Origin of the sequence: Streptomyces cavernicola, assembly GCF_029968035.1 — a bacterium.
Classification (GTDB): Bacteria; Actinomycetota; Actinomycetes; order Streptomycetales; family Streptomycetaceae; genus Streptomyces; species Streptomyces cavernicola.
In genome coordinates this window covers 180,628-198,545 of record NZ_JASCIQ010000002.1, presented here as the reverse complement: position 1 = coordinate 198,545, position 17,918 = coordinate 180,628, and the positions used below count along the sequence as shown (strand labels likewise).

At 70.1% G+C, this 17,918-nt stretch carries 18 protein-coding genes; 7 read left to right on the top strand and 11 right to left on the bottom strand.

Annotated features, from left to right (window positions below):
• The first annotated feature begins 40 nt into the window (after nt 1-40).
• Nucleotides 41-1,255 (top strand): MFS transporter, encoded by a 1,215-nt coding sequence (locus QIS96_RS02700; protein WP_282540680.1) that lies wholly within the window; start codon nt 41-43, stop codon nt 1,253-1,255.
• A 103-nt stretch (nt 1,256-1,358) separates the two neighbouring features.
• On the opposite strand, the gene QIS96_RS02695 is transcribed toward QIS96_RS02700, so the two are convergent.
• Nucleotides 1,359-2,225: a GNAT family N-acetyltransferase gene (locus tag QIS96_RS02695; RefSeq protein WP_282540679.1), complete on the bottom strand. Its 867-nt coding sequence runs from the start codon at nt 2,223-2,225 to the stop codon at nt 1,359-1,361.
• A 5-nt stretch (nt 2,226-2,230) separates the two neighbouring features.
• Nucleotides 2,231-2,767 carry a DUF2269 domain-containing protein gene (locus QIS96_RS02690; RefSeq protein WP_282540678.1) on the bottom strand — a complete coding sequence of 179 codons (537 nt, stop codon included), beginning with the start codon at nt 2,765-2,767 and terminating at the stop codon, nt 2,231-2,233.
• Between the two features lie 504 nt (nt 2,768-3,271).
• On the opposite strand from QIS96_RS02690, the gene QIS96_RS02685 reads away from it, so the two are divergent.
• Complete coding sequence (locus QIS96_RS02685; RefSeq protein WP_282540677.1) at nt 3,272-5,020, top strand: globin domain-containing protein; 1,749 nt, start codon at nt 3,272-3,274, stop codon at nt 5,018-5,020.
• Between the two features lie 50 nt (nt 5,021-5,070).
• Here the strand turns inward: QIS96_RS02685 and QIS96_RS02680 are convergent, their stop codons facing one another.
• From QIS96_RS02680 to QIS96_RS02660, 5 genes are all read right to left on the bottom strand, one after another.
• The gene (locus QIS96_RS02680; protein ID WP_282540676.1) at nt 5,071-5,553 is read right to left on the bottom strand and encodes an NUDIX domain-containing protein; all 483 of its coding nucleotides are present in this window, start codon (nt 5,551-5,553) and stop codon (nt 5,071-5,073) included.
• Between the two features lie 94 nt (nt 5,554-5,647).
• Nucleotides 5,648-6,601 carry a LysR family transcriptional regulator gene (locus tag QIS96_RS02675; RefSeq protein WP_282540675.1) on the bottom strand — a complete coding sequence of 318 codons (954 nt, stop codon included), beginning with the start codon at nt 6,599-6,601 and terminating at the stop codon, nt 5,648-5,650.
• A 239-nt stretch (nt 6,602-6,840) separates the two neighbouring features.
• Nucleotides 6,841-7,983, bottom strand: coding sequence for a cystathionine gamma-lyase (locus QIS96_RS02670; RefSeq protein WP_282540674.1), 1,143 nt, complete (start codon nt 7,981-7,983; stop codon nt 6,841-6,843).
• Complete coding sequence (locus QIS96_RS02665; protein ID WP_282540673.1) at nt 7,980-8,477, bottom strand: low molecular weight protein-tyrosine-phosphatase; 498 nt, start codon at nt 8,475-8,477, stop codon at nt 7,980-7,982. Before QIS96_RS02665 ends, QIS96_RS02670 begins: the two co-directional genes overlap by 4 nt.
• A gap of 9 nt (nt 8,478-8,486) precedes the next feature.
• Nucleotides 8,487-8,867: a phage holin family protein gene (locus QIS96_RS02660; RefSeq protein WP_282540672.1), complete on the bottom strand. Its 381-nt coding sequence runs from the start codon at nt 8,865-8,867 to the stop codon at nt 8,487-8,489.
• A gap of 69 nt (nt 8,868-8,936) precedes the next feature.
• Here QIS96_RS02660 and QIS96_RS02655 point away from each other — a divergent pair, with 69 nt between their 5' ends.
• From QIS96_RS02655 to QIS96_RS02640, 4 genes are all read left to right on the top strand, one after another.
• Nucleotides 8,937-9,254 carry a cupin domain-containing protein gene (locus tag QIS96_RS02655; protein WP_282540851.1) on the top strand — a complete coding sequence of 106 codons (318 nt, stop codon included), beginning with the start codon at nt 8,937-8,939 and terminating at the stop codon, nt 9,252-9,254.
• Between the two features lie 203 nt (nt 9,255-9,457).
• Nucleotides 9,458-9,670, top strand: coding sequence for a DUF5326 family protein (locus QIS96_RS02650; protein WP_282540850.1), 213 nt, complete (start codon nt 9,458-9,460; stop codon nt 9,668-9,670).
• 234 nt (nt 9,671-9,904) lie between these two features.
• Nucleotides 9,905-10,630: an IclR family transcriptional regulator gene (locus QIS96_RS02645; protein WP_349017361.1), complete on the top strand. Its 726-nt coding sequence runs from the start codon at nt 9,905-9,907 to the stop codon at nt 10,628-10,630.
• A 101-nt stretch (nt 10,631-10,731) separates the two neighbouring features.
• Nucleotides 10,732-11,169, top strand: a complete 438-nt coding sequence (locus QIS96_RS02640; protein WP_282540670.1) for an SsgA family sporulation/cell division regulator — start codon at nt 10,732-10,734, stop codon at nt 11,167-11,169.
• 146 nt (nt 11,170-11,315) lie between these two features.
• Here the strand turns inward: QIS96_RS02640 and QIS96_RS02635 are convergent, their stop codons facing one another.
• The gene (locus tag QIS96_RS02635) at nt 11,316-12,734 is read right to left on the bottom strand and encodes a YibE/F family protein (RefSeq protein ID WP_282540669.1); all 1,419 of its coding nucleotides are present in this window, start codon (nt 12,732-12,734) and stop codon (nt 11,316-11,318) included.
• A gap of 222 nt (nt 12,735-12,956) precedes the next feature.
• Between QIS96_RS02635 and thiC the strand changes: the two genes are divergently transcribed.
• On the top strand, nt 12,957-14,750 hold the full coding sequence (thiC, locus tag QIS96_RS02630; protein WP_282540668.1) for a phosphomethylpyrimidine synthase ThiC: 1,794 nt from the start codon (nt 12,957-12,959) through the stop codon (nt 14,748-14,750).
• A 130-nt stretch (nt 14,751-14,880) separates the two neighbouring features.
• Here thiC and QIS96_RS02625 read toward each other — a convergent pair whose 3' ends face one another.
• The 3 genes from QIS96_RS02625 to QIS96_RS02615 form a co-directional block, all read right to left on the bottom strand.
• Nucleotides 14,881-15,381 (bottom strand): hypothetical protein, encoded by a 501-nt coding sequence (locus QIS96_RS02625; RefSeq protein ID WP_282540667.1) that lies wholly within the window; start codon nt 15,379-15,381, stop codon nt 14,881-14,883.
• Between the two features lie 59 nt (nt 15,382-15,440).
• Nucleotides 15,441-16,352 carry a hypothetical protein gene (locus QIS96_RS02620; RefSeq protein ID WP_282540666.1) on the bottom strand — a complete coding sequence of 304 codons (912 nt, stop codon included), beginning with the start codon at nt 16,350-16,352 and terminating at the stop codon, nt 15,441-15,443.
• 182 nt (nt 16,353-16,534) lie between these two features.
• Nucleotides 16,535-17,596 (bottom strand): metallophosphoesterase family protein, encoded by a 1,062-nt coding sequence (locus tag QIS96_RS02615; protein WP_282540665.1) that lies wholly within the window; start codon nt 17,594-17,596, stop codon nt 16,535-16,537.
• Between the last annotated feature and the right edge of the window lie 322 nt (nt 17,597-17,918).

The window sequence follows — 17,918 nt, the reverse complement described above, 5'->3', positions numbered from 1 at the left end:
CGTAAGGCGCAGTCACCCCTCTGGGAAGGCGAAACCCCTCATGCCGCTCGCACTCCTCGCCCTGGCGATCGGGGCCTTCGGAATCGGCACCACCGAATTCGTGATCATGGGGCTTCTCCCCGAGGTGGCCGCCGACTTCGATGTCTCGATCCCCCTCGCCGGTTACCTGGTGACCGGATACGCGCTCGGCGTCGTCCTGGGCGCTCCCTTGATGACCGCCCTCGGCACCAAGGTCTCGCGCAAGCGGATGCTGATGCTCCTGATGGGCCTCTTCATCGTCGGGAACGTCCTCTCCGCCCTCGCCCCCGTCTTCGGCCTGATGCTGGCCGGCCGGGTGGTCGCCTCGCTCGCCCACGGTGCGTTCTTCGGCATCGGCTCGGTCGTCGCCGCGGATCTGGTCGCGCCCGAGAAGAAGGCCGGCGCCATCGCGATGATGTTCACCGGCCTCACCGTCGCCAACGTGGTGGGTGTCCCGCTCGGCACATTCATCGGGCAGAGCGTGGGCTGGCGCGTCACCTTCGGCATCGTGGCCCTGCTCGGCGTGATCGGGCTGCTCGGTGTGGCCAGGCTGGTCCCGGACATGCCCAAGCCGGAGGGCGTGCGCCTGCGCCATGAGCTGGCCGCCTTCCGCAATGTGCAGGTGCTGCTCGCCATGGCGATGACGGTGCTCGGCTTCGGCGGCGTCTTCGCCGCGATCACCTACATCACGCCGATGATGACCGAGGTCGCAGGCTTCGCAGGCACCTCCGTCACCTGGCTGCTCGTCCTCTTCGGCCTCGGGATGGTCGGCGGCAACCTCATCGGCGGCAGGTTCGCCGACCGCGCCCTGATGCCGATGCTGTACGTCTCGCTCGGCGCGCTCGCCCTCGTCCTCGCCCTGTTCACGCTCACCGCGCACGACAAGATCGCCTCAGCCGTGACGATCGTGCTGATCGGCGCCCTGGGCTTCGCCACCGTGCCGCCGCTGCAGAAGCGCGTGCTCGACCAGGCGGCCGGGGCGCCCACCCTCGCCTCGGCGGTCAACATCGGCGCGTTCAACCTCGGCAACGCCTTGGCGGCCTGGCTCGGCGGACTGGTCATCGCCGCCGGCTTCGGCTTCACCGCGCCGAACTGGGTGGGCGCCGTGCTCGCCGCCTCCGCCCTCGTGCTCGCCGTGCTCTCCGCCGCACTGGAGCGCCGCGGCTCCGGCGCCACCCGGGTCGTCGCCTCCGGAGCGCCGGCCGGGCAGGAGGCACTCGCCCGCAGCACCGGCTGAGGCACTGAGCGGGACTAGGGCCTGTCGTTTGGATCTTGCCGGGGTCGCGACCGCCCCTCACCGTCGACCAGATCCGGCCTGATCCAAACGACAGGCCCTAGGCTCAGCCGGCGGCGACCGTCAGCGGGGCGTAGCGTCGCGTCCAGTCGCCGGGCAGCTCCGAAATCCCGTACGTCATCACCGAGTTGAAGCTCCAGGACTCCAGGCCCTGGAGCTTCAGCCATGCCACCAGCTCCTCGTGCCGTACGTCGATGTCGGTGCGCAGCGGGCGGTCGGTGTTCTGGGCCAGATCGGCGACGAGGGCCTTGGCGGTCTCCGTATCCCGGGCGATCAGCGGGCCGACGACCTGGGTGCCCATGTTCGGCCAGGCCGCCGCGTAGCCGATGAGCTCGCCGTCGTCCTCGGCGACCCGCAACTGGTCGGCGAAGGCGGGGAGGCGGGTGAGCATGCCGGTCCGGTCGGTGCCGAAGACCTCGCCGTCCAGGCGGAGGATCGCCTGCAGGTCCTCGGCCGTCGCGGGCCGGGTGCGTACGGCGGGGGCCGGGCCGGAGAGACGGAAGCGGCCGCGCAGCATCTCGGCGCGGCCGGTCGTCCTGAAACCGAGCCCTTCGTACAGCGGCCGCCCGTACTCCGTCGCGTGCAGCGTCAGCGGAGTCGAGCCGACGGTGTCGAGGACGTGCTGCATCAGGCGGCGGCCGATGCCCTGGCGGGCGTGGCGTTCGGAGACGAGCACCATGCCGATGGCCGCCAACTCCGGGCGCTCATAAGGCCCGTACGAGGTGACGACGCAGGCGCTGACCAGGCCGCCCTCCGGGTCGTCGATGCCATGGCCGGTGCCGGCGGAGAGCAGCAGGCCCCACTTGTGTTCCTCGCGGGGCCAGCCGCGGTTCTCGGAGAGGTCCGCACAGGCGGTCAGATCGCGCGGGGTGAGTCGTCGGACGGGCAGCGTGGAGAGCGAAGGTGTCGACACCCGGATCAGGCTGTCTGACGTACGCCCTTGGCGTCCACCGCATTACGCGATGCGGCCCGGTGCTTTCGGCCACGCTTCGTCAGCCCCCAGGGCTTCAGTACGGAGAGCACCGTCATGAAGAGGTACGCGGACAGGGAGACGAGGGGGCCGGCCACCAGATCCGAGGGGTCGACCACCGTGGAACCCGAGGCGACCGTCTCCGCGGCGTCGCTGACGCCTGGGCGCAGTGCGAAGACCGACGCGACGGTGGTGGCGAGGGTCAGCCAGAACTTCGTATAGACCCAGCGGTGCCGTGCGAGTCCCCAGGGCGTGCCCAGGGACAGAACGAGGCCGCTCAGCAGGGTGAGCAGCGCCAGCGGGATGACCAGCCAGTCCGCGAAGAGCTTCATGGAGCGGACGGTGGCCTCGGTCATCGCCGGGGAGTCGGTGGTGATCGCCGTGACCGCGAGGGCGAGCAGGCCGAGCGTCAGCCCGAGCCAGCCGGCGGCGGCGACCACATGGACAGCGAGGGTGGCCCGTCGTGCGGGGCGGTCAAGTTTCACGTGAAACACCGTCTCGCCGGGAGGCGGGTACGCGCGTCCGACAAGGGGAGTAAGTGCAGGTACTCGCGGGGGCGTAGCGCGTGCTCCGCGGGGCCGAGACGAAAAGGGGTGCGGCGAGGCGCAATTGAGGAATTGCGCCGCGCACGTGCCCTGGGGGAAAACCGAACGAGGGGTGAGGGGCTTGTGTGCGCTGCCGCTGCCGGTATGGTCGAGTCCGGTTGAGCAGCGGGCGCCCGAGCCCGCGCGAGAGCAGCGAAGCCGCAAGGCTGGAGGGGGATCGGTTACCGGACTTCTCGCTACTTGTCCGGTGTGAAGACACGGGGTTGCAGGCCGCGTTGACGGCTTGCGGGCAATATCACATTTCGACCTACTGGTCCGTAATAGGCGGTAGGGCAAGGTTCAATGTGGGCCCAATTTCCTTCGGGTGCAGAGCGGGGAAAGACAGGTGCTTTCCCTACGGAAAGTGCACAGACCAACCGAAAGATGTTCGAGGCGAGGCAAAGAATGGACGCTCCGACCACCAAGTCGGCCGACAACGGCAGTTCTGGCGATGACGGGGGCGGCTGGTTCACCCCGCGCAAGAGGACGACGAACCCGGCCGCACCGGCGGAGCAGCCCACGCCCGAGCAGCCCACGCCCGAGCAGTTCAGGCCCGAGCCCGCGCGGGAGCAGTCCGCGCAGTCGCAGGAGCAGCCCACGCCGCCCGGCTCCGGCTACGAGGGCCCGTGGCGCGACGGCAGCGCACGTGAGCACCGGATACCCGAGGCGCGGCGGCCCGCCGATGCGTTGAGCACGCCGTCGAGGACGCCCGCCAACGCTGTCGCGTCCGCTTCGCCCTCCGCGTCCGCGCCGTCCGCGCCGTCCGCCCTGTCTTCCGCTGGGACGGCCGAGCCCGAGACCGTCTCCGGTCCCGCCCCCGCCTCGTCCTTCTTCTCCAGGCCCGCGGGCACCGCACTCGCCCAGCCGCCCGCCGCGTCCCGTACGGCGAGTGCCGCCGAGCCCGGCCCGCGCACCGCACCCGCGGCCTCTTCCGTCCCCGCCGCTCCGACCGGCGCGACAGCCCCCGCCGCCCCGACCGCTGCCGCCCCGACCGCCCCTGCCGCCCCGACCGCGGCGGTCTCCGAGCCCTCCCCGGACGCGGTGCTCATCCAGCGCACGATGGCCGAGGTGGGCCCCGTCGCCGACAAGGTCACCTCGTACTTCTACGCGCTGCTCTTCCTGCGCCACCCCGACCTGCGGATGCTCTTCCCGGCCTCGATGGACACCCAGCGCGACCGGCTCCTGAAGGCGCTGCTCACCGCCGCCGAGAACCTCGACAACACCGAGGCCCTGGTCTCGTACCTGAAGAACCTCGGGCGCGGCCACCGCAAGTACGGCACCGAGCCCGAGCACTACCCGGCCGTCGGCGAGGCGCTCATCGGCTCACTCAGCCGGTATGCGAGCAGCACCTGGGACGAGGCGACCGAGGCCGCCTGGGTGCGGACGTACACGACGATCTCGCAGATCATGATCGACGCGGCCGCGGAGGACGAGCAGCGCGCGCCCGCCTGGTGGTTCGGCGAGGTCGTCTCGCACGAGCGCCGGACCCCCGACATCGCGGTGATCACCGTACGGCCCGACCAGCCCTACCCCTTCCGTGCCGGGCAGTACGCCAGCCTGGAGACCCCGTGGTGGCCGCGGGTGTGGCGGCACTACTCGTTCGCCTCCGCGCCCCGCGCCGACGGGCTGCTGAGCTTCCACGTCAAGGCCGTCCCGGCGGGCTGGGTCTCCGGCGCCCTGGTGCACCGCGCCCGCCCCGGCGACACCCTCCGCCTCGGCCCGCCCGCCGGCAGCATGACCGTCGACCACGGGAAGCACAACGGGCTGCTCTGTGTGGGCGGCGGCACCGGGATCGCCCCGATCAAGGCACTCGTCGAGGACGTCGCCGAGCACGGCGACCGCCGCCCGGTCGAGGTCTTCTACGGCGCCCGCAGCGACCACGATCTGTACGACATCGACACCATGCTGCAGCTCCAGCAGACCCACCCGTGGCTCTCGGTGCGCCCGGTGATCGACCGCTTCGACCAGCAGAGCCGACTCGGCCAGCTCCCGGACGCGGTACGGGAGTTCGGCCCGTGGAACGAGTACGACGCGTACCTCTCCGGCCCGCCCGGACTGATCCGCAACGGCGTGCACGTCCTGCGGGACGCGGGCATCCCGGTGAACCGGATCCGCCACGACTCCCTGGAAGAACTGGTCGCAGCCGGCGCGTAGCGGCACTGGAAGCGGCCCGGCTGTAGGAAGTCCGGCTGTCCGAGGTCCGGCTATCCGAGGTCCGGTGCGTGCATGGCGCGTACGCCCTCGATGTTGCCGTCGAGGTAGTGGCGCAGCGAGAGCGGCACCAGGTGGACCGAGGCGATGCCGACGCGGGTGAAGGGGATCCGCACGATCTCGTACTCGCCCGCGGGCTCCTCGATCTCCGGGCCGTGCCGCTGCGAGGTGTCCATGGACTCCAGACGGCAGACGAAGAAGTGCTGCACCTTCACGCCGGTGGCGCCGCCGTCCGCGCCGATGTGCTCCACGGTGTCGACGAAGCAGGGCACCACATCGGTGATCTTCGCACCGAGCTCCTCGTGCACCTCACGGTGCAGGGCGTCGACCACAGTGGTGTCCTCGGCCTCGACTCCCCCGCCGGGCGTGATCCAGTACGGATCCACTCCCGGCTTGGTGCGCTTGATGAGGATCAGATCGTTGCCGTCGAGGAGGACGGCTCGGGCGGTGCGTTTGACCACGGGTCGGACGGTCATGGAAGAAATGTGGCCCGTCATGTTCCACGTGAAACACACCCGGAGCGGGTTCCTCAGGAAACGACGTTCCACGTGAAACATCGCCTGCCGCCCGTCAGCTCCAGTCCGCCGCCGCGCGCAGCAGCCAGTCATGCGCCCGCGCGATATGCGGCAGCGCGAGCGTCCCCGTACGCACCACCAGGAAGTACGTGCGCAGCGGAGGCACCGCGGGGTCGAGCAGCGCCACCACGTCCCCCCGCTCCAAGGCCTCCACGCAGAGATAGCGCGGCAGTACGGAGAGGCCCGCGCCGGCCGTGACACAGGCGAGGGCGGCCCGCAGGTCCGGCGCGATCACCGTGCCGGAGGCGGCGGGCCGGGAGTCGAGGACGGCCGACCAGTAGCGCGTGACGAGCGGCAGCGATTCATGCACCTCCACCACCGGCAGCGCCCCGAGCCGAGGCACGCCGCCCCAGGGACCGAGCCCCGCCGGGTCGAGCCCCGCCGGGTCGAGCTCAGCGGATCCCAGCCCCGCCGGGTCGAATCGCTTGGCCAGCTCGGGGGAGGCGACCAGGACATGCTCCTCGTCGCAGAGCGCGGTCGCGGTCAGGAGTGCGCCACGGGGGCGGGCGGTCGAGATGGCCAGGTCGTGATGGCCGGCGGCGAGCCCTTCGAGCACTTCCTCGGCCGTGCCGAACGAGGCGCGCAGCGCATAGCTCCGGCCGTCCTCACCGGTGAGAGCGGTGAGCGCGGGCAGGGCGCGTTCCGCGGTGAACTCCGGTGGGCCCGCGAGGTGCAGGGTGCGGGTCGACGACTCCTCGTCGGGGACGCCCTCCGCGATCTCCACCAGGGCGTCCAGATGTGGGGCGGCCTTGTGCGCGAGCTCGTCGCCGACCGTCGTGGGCGTCACGCCGCGTGCCTGGCGGAGGAAGAGGGGGCGGCCCAACTGCCGTTCCAGGGTGCGTATCTGGGAGGTGACGGCCGGCTGGGAGAGGCCCAGGAGAGCGGCGGCGCGGGTGAAGGAGCCGGCCCGGTGCACAGTGACGAACGTGCGCAGCAAGGCCAGGTCCATGCGATGCCCACTCCCCTCAAGCCCCCGCAGGCACCCAACTATAAATAAGTCGATAGGTCTCTGTCGCTACCGTGATTGGACACTGACAGAGAGTCAACTAGCCTTGTACGAGCGGTTCTTCGCATCTGGAAGCACCCGGAAGCGCATCCGGAAGCGCATCCGGAAGCGGTGATTTCCGTATGCGGGACCGCGACGGTCCGAGCCACGAGGGGGGAGGCTCGGACCGTCTATCACACGTTTCAGCCCGCGGTCTCGTCGAGCGCCCGCAGCACGTCGGCCACCAGATCCTGGGTGTCCTCGGCGCCGGCGGAGAAGCGGATGAAGCCCTCCGGAACGGCGTCGCCGCCCCAGCGCGCCCGCCGCTCGGCGGTGGACCGTACGCCTCCGAAGCTCGTGGCGTCCTCGACGAGATGGAGCGCGGCCAGGAAGCGCTCGGCGCGCTCGCGCGAGGCCAGCGTGAAGGAGACGACGCTGCCGAAGCGCCGCATCTGCTGGGCGGCCAGCTTGTGCGAGGGGTCCTCGGACAGCCCCGGGTAGCGAAGGCCGCTCACGTCGTCGCGTGTGCGCAGCGCCTCCGCGACGGCCAGGGCGTTCTCCACCTGCCGATCGATGCGCAGCTGCAGCGTGGCCAGGGAACGGTGGGCGAGCCACGCCTCCATCGGGCCCGGGATCGCGCCGACGATCTTCCGCCAGCGGCGTACGCCCGCCATCGCCTCGGCGTCCCGGCCGGTGACGTACCCGAGCAGGACATCGCCGTGGCCGGTGAGGCCCTTGGTGCCGCTGGCCACTGAGAAGTCCGCGCCGAGCTCCAGCGGGCGCTGACCGAGGGGCGTCGCCAGGGTGTTGTCGACGGCCACCTTGGCGCCCTGCTCATGTGCGGCGGCCACCAGGCGGCGGATGTCGCAGACGTCGAGGCCCGGGTTGGAGGGCGTCTCGATCCACAGCAGCTTCGCGCCCTCCAGGACGTCGAGCTGGGCGTCGCCCCCGGTGGGCGCGGTGCGCACCTCGACGCCGTACGCCCGCAGCTGTTCGTGCACGAGCGGCAGGGCCTGGTAGCCGTCGTCGGGCATGACCACCACGTCGCCGGCGCGCAGCTGCGAGAACAGCACGGCGGAGATCGCGGCCATGCCGGAGGCGAAGGCCAGCGTCTCGACCTCGGCGTCGGGCGCTTCGAGTTCGCCGATGGCGCGCTCCAGGAGCGTCCAGGTCGGGTTCTCGTCACGGCCGTACGTATAGGGCCCGGTCGGCTCGCCGGACAGGTGGAAATGCGCGGCGAACACCGGCCCCGGCAGCGTCGGTTCGTGCTTCACCGGCTCCGGGAGCCCGGCCCGCACCGCGCGCGTGCCGTCGCCCGCCGAGCCCTGAATTCCGCGTTCCGTCATGCCGCACCTCTCTCCGTCAGCGCCTCCTGGACCGCGGCGAGCAGCCCGGGGGACGCGGCCTCGACCAGTTCGAGGCACTCTTCAAAACCGTCCGTACCGCCGTAATAAGGATCCGGAACGTCGAGATCCACGGCGGTGGGATCGTACGAGCGCAGCAGCCGCACCTTGGCGGCGTCGGCCGGAGTGGGGGCGAGGCGGCGCAGATCGCGCAGGTGCCCGGCGTCGAGGGCGATCACCAGGTCGAGCCGGGCGAACCAGTCGGCGCTGAACTGCCGTGCGGAATGGGTGCTTTCGTACCCGTTGGCGAGGAGGACGGACACTGTGCGTGGGTCCGCCCCGTCGCCCACGTGCCAGCCGCCGGTGCCGGCGCTGTCCACCTCGACGAGGCGGTCGAGCCCGGCCTCGTCGATGCGCGCGCGGAAGACGGACTCGGCCATGGGGGACCGGCAGATGTTGCCGGTGCAGACGAAACAGACGCGGAAGGGGTCGTTCATCGTCGTCCGTCAGTCCTTGCCGTCGGGCAGGATCACGTCCATCGCCCAGGAGACGACACTGATGATCAAGCCGCCGAGTACGGCCGTCCAGAAGCCCTCGACGTGGAAGCTCAGGGAGAGCTGCTCGGCCAGCCACGAGGTGAGCAGCAGCATGAGCGCGTTCACCACCAGGGTGATCAGGCCGAGCGTGAGGATGAACAGCGGCAGGGTCAGGAGCTGCACGAGGGGCTTGACCAGGAAGTTCACCACGCCGAAGACCAGGGCGACCAGGACGAGCGTGATCACCTTCTTGGAAGTGCTGTTCCCGGTGAGGGTGATGTCGGCCAGCAGCCAGATGGCCACGGCCAGAGCCGCCGAGTTGGCGACCGTCTTGACTACGAAATTCTTCATGTGTCTGATCGTGGCAGACGTGATCGGCGCCGGACACAGGCGTACGACGGCAGCGAGGGCGGGCAGGCGATGAAGGCATTCCGGTTGGACGAGCTCGAGGTGGAGCGGGCCGAGAACCAGGGGGCGTACCTGCAGTTCCTGCGCGAGCGGAACATGTCCGTCGGCCTGTACGCGCTGAACGCCGGCGAGAGCGACCCGCAGCAGCCGCACAACCAGGACGAGGTCTACTTCGTGGCCAGCGGCCGGGCCGCGATCACCGTCGGCACGGAGACCACGACCGTCAGCCGGGGCAGCGTCGTCTACGTGTCGGCCGGCGTTCCTCACCGCTTCCACCACATCAGCGAGGACCTGCGCGTCCTCGTGGTCTTCTCGCCGCCCGAGGGCTGAGCGCCGCTGAGCGAGAGCGCCGCGCCGCCGCCCGAGGGCTGAGCGCCGGTCCGGAGTCAGGGGCGAACCCCGAGACCCCCTCAGGGTTCACTCAGGGAAGGACAAGGGCTGCGCGGCCCCCGAACGCCGGATCGCCCGCCTAGCATCGAAGGCACAGCTCGGGGAGACGGAACTCGGGGAAGCGGAAGGAGAAGGCGATGGCCGTGCAGGAGATGTTCGAGGGACTGCCCTGGTGGGTGAAGTGGGTCGCGGTGCCGGCCATCGCGCTGTTCGTGTTCGGCGGGCTGATCTTCTCGCTGCTCGGCTTCGTCATAGCGCTGCTCTTCAAGGTGCTGATCTTCGCCGCGCTCGTCGGCGGACTCATCTATGTCGTACGGAAGTTCATGTCCTCGTCGTCCTCGCGCAGCGACTGGTAGCCCGGCGAGCGCGAATGGTCCCCGGGGCGAGCATGTAGCGCACTTTCGCTCGGCAGGGGGAATCTTTCGGCCAGGAGGGTCGCTGAGGCGCAGTCGGCGTTAGAGTCCGGGACAGTGATGCGGGGTGCGTCTCCGGGCAGCTCCGCTTCCCCCACGGGGGCTCCCCCCACGCGCCACGGGAGTTGGACCTTGGCCACGGCAGTCAGCACCCCCGCACCTACCCTCATCGGCTCCGTGCAGCGGGCGATGCGCCTCCTGGAGGCCGTTGCCGCGCACGCCGACGGAGCGCCCGCCAAGCAGCTGGCCAGAGAGGCCGGACTGCCCCTGCCCACCGCGTACCACCTGCTCCGCACCCTCACGCACGAGGGCTATCTCCGCCGGGAACAGGGGGTGTTCGTCTTCGGGCCCGCGGCCGAGCGACTGACCAGCAGCGGAGCGGAGCAGAATCGTCGCAGCAAGATCGGCGACGTCCTGGCGCACTGGCGGGACGCCATCGGCGTGCCGGTGTACTTCGCGGTGTACCGCGACGGCGAGGTCGAAGTCGTGGACATCGCCGACAACCAGGGCAGCCCCGCGGTCGAGGAGTGGGCCGACTTCCGGCAGACCGCGCACGCCCACGCGATCGGCCAGTGCCTGCTCTCCCAGCTCGACGAGGACGACCGGCGCGAGCACCTCTCCCGCTATCCCGCGCAGGCCATCACGCCGTACACCGTCCGGGACAGCGGGACTCTGCTGCGGCGCCTGGAGCGGATGGGGCGGATGCAACCCGTCGTCGAACAGCAGGAGTACGCACTGGGGACGGTCTGCGCCGCCGTCCCGATCACCGTCGGCACCACGGCGGCGACGCTGGCGATCTCGCTGCCGCTGCACCAGCGCGGCCGACTGCTTCCGGCGGTCCGTGAGTTGCAGAGCGACGTTGGCCGGAAGCTTGCCACGCTGGCCTTCTCTATCAGTATCTGAAAACTCACTCCTTGTGATCTATTACGTACGTTGAGCAAGATGCCCTCAGGGTCGAGAAGATGATTCCGGCCCAACTCAACGGCACAGCAACGGGGTAGGCGATGCGCGAGTCCGTCCAGGCAGAGGTCATGATGAGCTTTCTCGTGTCCGAGGAGCTCTCGTTCCGCATCCCGGTGGAGCTGCGGTACGAGACCCGAGACCCCTTTGCCGTGCGACTGACCTTCCATTTGCCCGGCGACGCCCCGGTGACCTGGGCATTCAGCCGTGAACTCCTGGTCGACGGAGTGGGCGGCCCGTGCGGCGACGGCGACGTGCACATCGCGCCCGAGGGTCCCGAGCCGCTCACCGACGCCTTGATCCGCCTTCAGGTCGGCGGCGACCAGGCGCTGTTCCGCGCGGGCATCGCCCCGCTGCTCGCCTTCCTCGACCGTACGGACAAGCTGGTCCCGCTCGGCCAGGAGCGGACGCTCGCCGACTTCGAGGCCAACCTCGACGAGGCCCTCGGCCGCATCCTGGCGGAGGAGCCCAGCACCGGCTGAGCACTGTCCGTGACTCCCTCCCCGGCTGCGCTGAAACGCTTCGGCGCGGCCGGTTCTTTTCGCTGTACGCGCGTCGGGTTCACTTCGCCGTACGTACGAGCGCCGGGTTCGCCTCGCCGTACGAGCGACGGGGTTCGCTCCCCGGCTCAGCGCTTGCGGCGTCGGCCGCGGCCCCCGCCGCGTGCCGCACCCCGCCCCGAGGCGGCCGAACTCGCCTCCGCCATACCGGGCTTGTCGGCCGAGACCAGCAGGGCCGCGAGCGCGGTGGTCACCGGCACCGAGGCGACCAGGCCGATCGAGCCGATCAGGGTGCGCACGATCTCCTCGGCCACCAGCTCGCTGTTGGCCACCGTTCCCACACTGCTCTGCGCGATGGAGAAGAGCAGCAGCAACGGCAGGGCTGCGCCCGCGTACGCGAGGACCAGGGTGTTGACCACCGAGGCGATGTGGTCGCGGCCGATCCGGATGCCCGCGCGGTACAGCTGCCGGGCCGTCATCGTCGGGTCGGCGTGGTGCAGCTCCCAGACGGCCGAGGTCTGCGTCACCGTCACGTCGTCGAGCACGCCGAGGGAACCGATGATGACGCCGGCGAGCAGCAGACCGCTCATGTCGATCTCCGGGTAGAGACCGTGGATCAGGCCGGTGTTGTCGTCGGTGTTGCCGCTCAGGTGCGCCCAGCCGATGAAGAGCGAGCCGAGCAGCCCGATGAGGAGCAGCGAGATCAGCGTGCCGAGGGCGGCCACCGAGGTTCTCGCGGTCAGTCCGTGGCACATGTACAGGGCGATCAGCATGATGGCGCTCGCCCCGACCACCGCGACCACCAGCGGATTCGAGCCCTGCAGGATCGCCGGCAGGATGAACAGGGTCAGCAGCGCGAAGCTCACGGCGAGCGCGACGAGCGCCATGAAGCCGCGCATCCGCCCGACCACGACCACGGCGAGTGCGAAGACCGCCGCGAGGATCCACATCGGAACGCTGCGGTCCACATCGGTCACCGAGTACTGCAGCTCCTTGGGCGCCCCGGGCGCGTACGCCACGACCACGTCCTGGTCCTTCTTCAACTGCCGTGGCGCGTCCGGCTGGACGACCTCGACGAAGGTGCGGCCCGCGTCCTTGCCGCTGGTCACCTCGATCGTCGCCTTCGCACAGGTGCCGGTCTGCGAACGCTGCGCCTCCTGGCCCTCGGGCGTCGAGGGGTCGCCGGTGGGCGGGACCTGGGAGGCGTTGACGTCCTTGCAGTCGACCCGCTGGAGCTGGACCACGCGGCCCGACTCGGTCTGCCGGTCGAAGCCGACGCCGCTGCGCTCGTGCGGAGGGGCGCCGCCCGGCCAGAGCACGGCGAGGCCGACGAGCACCGCGGCGGCGAAGGGGATCAGCACCGCGGCGATGACCTTCCGCAGATGCTTCGACACCGGCTCGGCCGGGCCGTGGCTGTGCGAGTGGCCGTGGGAATGGCCGTGCGAGCCGTTGGAATCGCCGTTGGAGTCGCCGTTTCCGCCACCACCGTGCCCGTTTCCGTGGGGCGGTTCGGAGGGCGGCTGAGGTGGCTGATGCGTGGTGGTCACCGCCCGATCATCGCAAGAACGGAAGGGGCCCTCTGTTCAGCGTGGCCGTGGGGGCGCTAGCGTGGGGGCACCTTTGCAATCGCGGGAGCTCGGAGCACCGGGCTGAGAGGGCGCTGACCTCCGTACGAAATGTCTGGCTAACGCCAGTTCTTCGAATACGGATACGGCTGCGTCGACCGCCGAACCTGTTACCGGGTAATGCCGGCGTAGGGAGTAGGTCTCATGACCACATCGGACGCACGCACGCCTGCCTCGACGCAGAACCAGGGCGACGAGGCCGGGAAGTCCATCGGCTGGCACAAGGCGTATGTCGAGGGCTCGCGCCCCGACCTGCGCGTGCCGGTCCGCCAGGTGCACCTCACCAACGGCAAGGCCGTGACCCTGTACGACACATCAGGGCCGTACACCGATCCGACAGCCGATACCGACGTCCGCCGCGGCCTCGCGCCGCTGCGGGAGAACTGGATCATCGCCCGCGGCGACACCGAGGAGTACGCGGGCCGCCCGCCCCGCCCCGAGGACGACGGCGTGAAGCACACGTCGCCGCGCGGGGGACTGAAGAACCTCGACGCGGTCTTCCCCGGCCGCCCCCGGCAGCCGCGCCGGGGCCGTGGCGGACAGGCGGTGACGCAGCTCGCGTACGCCCGTCGCGGGGAGATCACGCCCGAGATGGAGTTCATCGGGATCCGCGAGAACCTCGACCCCGAGGTCGTACGGGAAGAGGTCGCCGCGGGCCGCGCGGTGATCCCGGCCAACGTCAACCACCCCGAGATCGAGCCGATGATCATCGGCAAGCGGTTCCTGGTGAAGGTCAACGCCAACATCGGGAACTCCGCGGTCACGTCCTCCATCGAGGAGGAGGTGGACAAGATGACCTGGGCCACCAAGTGGGGCGCCGACACGGTCATGGACCTCTCCACCGGCCGCAACATCCACACCACCCGCGAGTGGGTCCTTCGCAACTCCCCCGTGCCGATCGGCACCGTGCCGCTCTACCAGGCCCTGGAGAAGGTCGACGGCAAGGCCGAGGAGCTGACCTGGGAGATCTACAAGGACACGGTCATCGAGCAGGCCGAGCAGGGCGTGGACTACATGACGGTCCACGCCGGCGTCCGCCTCCCGTTCGTGCCGCTGACCGCCAACCGCAAGACCGGCATCGTCTCGCGCGGCGGCTCGATCATGGCCGCGTGGTGCCTCGCGCACCACAAGGAGAGCTTCCTGTACGAGAACTTCGCGGAGCTCTGCGAGATCCTCGCCGCGTACGACGTGACGTACTCGCTCGGCGACGGGCTGCGCCCCGGTTCGATCGCGGACGCCAACGACCGTGCGCAGTTCGCGGAGTTGGAGACCCTGGGCGAGCTGAACAAGATCGCCAAGGCGCATGACGTGCAGACCATGATCGAGGGCCCGGGGCATGTCCCGATGCACAAGATCAAGGAGAACATCGACCTCCAGCAGGAGATCTGCGAGGAGGCGCCGTTCTACACGCTCGGCCCGCTGACCACGGACATCGCGCCCGCCTACGACCACATCACGTCGGGCATCGGCGCCGCGATGATCGGCTGGTGGGGCACGGCGATGCTCTGCTACGTCACGCCCAAGGAGCACCTGGGCCTGCCGAACAAGGACGACGTGAAGACCGGCGTGATCACGTACAAGATCGCGGCGCATGCGGCGGACCTGGCGAAGGGCCACCCGGGCGCCCAGGACTGGGACGACGCGCTCTCGGACGCCCGTTTCGAGTTCCGCTGGGAGGACCAGTTCAACCTGGCCCTCGACCCGGACACGGCTCGGGAGTTCCACGACGAGACGCTGCCGGCCGAGCCCGCGAAGACGGCGCACTTCTGCTCCATGTGTGGCCCCAAGTTCTGCTCGATGAAGATCAGCAGGAGCATCACCGAGCAGTTCGGCGGTGAGGAGGGCGCCTCCCAGGAGGAGATCGAGGCGGGCATGCTCGAGAAGTCGAAGGAGTTCGCCGCGGCGGGCAACAGGGTCTACCTGCCGCTCGCGGACTGATCCCGTACTGAGAGTCGATTCCTTCTTCGACGCGTACGGTCCGTTGATCGCGCGCTGCGCATGGGTCCCGGCTGTGGTGCCGGGGCCCATGCGGCGTTTCCGGCACCGTCGCCCGGCCCGGTGCTCAGCCTCAGAGTGCGGTCAGCTTGCCGTCCTTCGTGACCTTCACGTGTGCCTGCGGGCCGCCCGGTGAGCATTCGCGGCCGTTGGGATAGGTCAGCTCGGTGACGACCATGACCTCGTCGTCGAGCAGCGGCGTCCCGCGCTCGTCCTTGAGGACCAGCCGCACCCGGATCTTCTTCCCGTCCTCCGGCAGGCCGTCCATCATGGCGAACCCGGGCCAGGCCGTCGGAGGTTCGGACGGCTGCGCGGCCTCCCTGAGCTCCTTCTGCAGGGGCATTCCGCCCGAGTGGCAGCGGCCGTCCCAGCAGGCGACGAGCTCGGCCTCTGCTGCCTCGGGCGCGAACTCCGGCGCTACGGACACCCCCACGCCGGAGGGCGAATCCCGCAGGGTGCAGATGTTCTCGCCGACCCCGCACGCGGTGAGCGGCAGCAGGGCGGCGAGCGGGACGACGGCTCGGGCCAGGGCCCGGATACGGATGCCCTCGCCTGTGGGGAGTGGGTGTTTCACGTGAAACCGCTACCGATCTGCTCATCCGGCTTGCTGGTCCGACCAGTTGGTCCGACCCGCTAGTCCGGCCGATGTTCCGGCCCGCCGAAGTCAGGGCTGGAGAAGTCCGGCCGCGAATAGCTCGGCCGTGAGCCAGAATCCGTACCGCTGCCGCTGCCGCTGCCGCTGCCGCTGCCGCTGCCGCTGCCGCTGTCGCCGTCGTCGAGGGGGCTGCTGAACCCCGGCCGGTTGTAGCCGAGCGAGGGCATTCTCGTACCGGACGGGCCCGGTCCGTGATCGACGACGTCGCGCGGCTGGGCCAGGGCCTCGCGCAGGAACGGCAGCACGCCACGTTCCAGCAGCGCCTCCCGCCAGACCTCCCGGGCGCGCACCAGCTCCTCGTTCGACTCCTCCGGTGGGCCTGCCGGAAGAGCCGTGGAGCCGTTGCGCAGCGCTGTGAGCAGCAGGCCGACCGCGGCGACGAGAATGCCCGCCGCGGTGAGCGCTCCGAAGAGCCAGCCTGCCGTCAACAGCGTGTCGGCGAGGGCGGGTTGGGGCGTGACCATCTTCAGGATGTACCCGACGAGCAGGAAGATCGCCGCGGCCGTGCCCGCGAGCACCGGGGCGAGCACGGCGAGCACGGCCACCAGGCCGGCGCCCGCGGTCTCGGTGACCTCGCCCATGGTGGTGGCCAGGCCGACGGAACCGGCGGCGGGCTCGGGCGCGCTCGGCTCACCTGCGGCCGCGGTGGTCCGGGTGGGGGCGCGCAGCTCCTCGCGGACCTTGACGTAGTGCTCGTACTCCGTCGCCGCGGCGGCGGTGATCAGGGCGGTGGCGTTCAACGCCATCGTGCGCAGTTGCTCGGAAGTCAGGCGCTCGCCCACAGCGGCGAGTTCTGGACGGTGTGGTGCGGTGCGCAGCGCCTCATCGAGGATCCGCTCGTAGTCCTTGCGGTCCTCATTCAGCAGGTGCGGAGCGCTGTTCATGTGCATCCCCCGATGCTCCGTAGGGCCGGGACACCCGTGTGCTCACGGGCGGTTGGGCGGAAACGGAGGAGAGCCTGCTACGGATAAGCAGATGGTAGAGCGGTTCCGGCGCGCCGTGACAGGGGGTTTGAAGAATTCGGCCCCTGGTCAGGGACGTCCCATGTGCTCTACGCCTGCCCGGTCAACCGTCAGTTATCCAGGGGGAGTTGGCACACAAGGAGTTTTCCGGCCATGGTCACGCCGCCGTCCATGGCGATCGCGAGGCCGTCGGCGTACACATGCGGACCGTCGACCTGCGGGCCCGAGCTGTCCTCGCCCTCCTCCGAACCCACTTCGCCGAGCAGGTACGGGATGGGGCTGTGGCCGTGCACGATGCGCCGGCCGCCGTAGGTGTTCAACAGCTGCTGGACCGCCCCGGAGCCGCCCTCGTCGCGGAACGCGAAGCGCTTGGTGAACTTGCGGAACAGGTCCCAGACCTCGTCGGCGTCGTTGCGGGTGAGCGCCTCGCGGATGGTGTCGTTGACGGCCTCGATCGAGTCGCCGTACTCCAGATACGTCAGCGCGTCCGAGTGCACCAGGAGGTGCTCGTCCTCCAGCTCGATCGCGTCGAGCCGGGACATCCACTGCAGGTGCACGTCCTGCAGCCGGTCCATATCGGACTTCTGGCCGCCGTTGAGCAGCCAGGCGGCCTGGAACGTGGCCGTGCCCGCACCGGAGTTGACGGGGGTGTCGCCGAAGCGCTTCGCGCCGAGCAGCAGCAGCTCGTGGTTGCCCATCAGCGCCTTGCAGTACCCGCCCGCCGCCGCGGCCTGCGCGGAGAGCCGCATGACCAGGTCGATGACGCCGATGCCGTCGGGCCCGCGGTCCGTGAAGTCGCCGAGGAACCAGAGCCGGGCGTTGCCCGCGGCCCAGTCCCCCGCCTCGTCGATCAGGCCCTGCTCGCGCAGTGCGGCGAGCAGCTCGTCGAGATAGCCGTGCACGTCCCCGACGACGTAGAGCGGGCCGAGGCCGCTCGACGTGCCCGTGGGCTCGGCGGCCGGGTTGATGTGCACCTGGACCGTGTCACCGCGGTTGATGACCGGCAGATCGCGCTGTGTCGGCGTGTACCCCTCGGGCAGCCCGCCCTGCGCGGTGTCCTGGCCGGTCTCCGCAGGGGGCTCCTGGCCGGCCTGGTGCACATAAGCGGGTACGCGGAAGTCGCGCACCGTGTCCGTACGCACCGCGGGTACCTGACCGGCCCCCTGAGTCATCGACCCCTCCACCACCGTCGCGCCGCTTTTCTCCACCGGGTTCGGACGGCCTGGTCGCAGCGGTCCGCGGTGTCGTGCGCCCATCATAGGAATGCGGCTCGCGCTGTGTGGTGCACCAGGGGTGTTGAATCGGCCTGAACCCGGGGTTGACCGGGGTTTTCTCCCGAATTGAGGGCAACTCTTCTTCCCTGCTTCGGCCGGAGATCGCTCGTCCTCGCCCCGAGAAACACATTTCCTCGTCCCGCGAGGCGTCGCCGTCCGTTCCGGGAAGCGCCTCCATCCGTTCCGAAGGGCTTCGCTCTCCGTTCCGATTCCGTTCCGG

Coding starts and splice junctions, on each gene's coding strand:
- QIS96_RS02620 (WP_282540666.1), bottom strand. CDS start 16,352: ATGCACATGAACAGCGCTCCGCACCTGCTGAATGAGGACCGCAAGGAC.
- QIS96_RS02670 (WP_282540674.1), bottom strand. CDS start 7,983: ATGACGGAACGCGGAATTCAGGGCTCGGCGGGCGACGGCACGCGCGCG.
- QIS96_RS02640 (WP_282540670.1), top strand. CDS start 10,732: ATGCGCGAGTCCGTCCAGGCAGAGGTCATGATGAGCTTTCTCGTGTCC.
- QIS96_RS02655 (WP_282540851.1), top strand. CDS start 8,937: ATGAAGGCATTCCGGTTGGACGAGCTCGAGGTGGAGCGGGCCGAGAAC.
- QIS96_RS02665 (WP_282540673.1), bottom strand. CDS start 8,477: ATGAACGACCCCTTCCGCGTCTGTTTCGTCTGCACCGGCAACATCTGC.
- QIS96_RS02660 (WP_282540672.1), bottom strand. CDS start 8,867: ATGAAGAATTTCGTAGTCAAGACGGTCGCCAACTCGGCGGCTCTGGCC.
- thiC (WP_282540668.1), top strand. CDS start 12,957: ATGACCACATCGGACGCACGCACGCCTGCCTCGACGCAGAACCAGGGC.
- QIS96_RS02680 (WP_282540676.1), bottom strand. CDS start 5,553: ATGACCGTCCGACCCGTGGTCAAACGCACCGCCCGAGCCGTCCTCCTC.
- QIS96_RS02675 (WP_282540675.1), bottom strand. CDS start 6,601: ATGGACCTGGCCTTGCTGCGCACGTTCGTCACTGTGCACCGGGCCGGC.
- QIS96_RS02685 (WP_282540677.1), top strand. CDS start 3,272: ATGGACGCTCCGACCACCAAGTCGGCCGACAACGGCAGTTCTGGCGAT.
- QIS96_RS02615 (WP_282540665.1), bottom strand. CDS start 17,596: ATGACTCAGGGGGCCGGTCAGGTACCCGCGGTGCGTACGGACACGGTG.
- QIS96_RS02700 (WP_282540680.1), top strand. CDS start 41: ATGCCGCTCGCACTCCTCGCCCTGGCGATCGGGGCCTTCGGAATCGGC.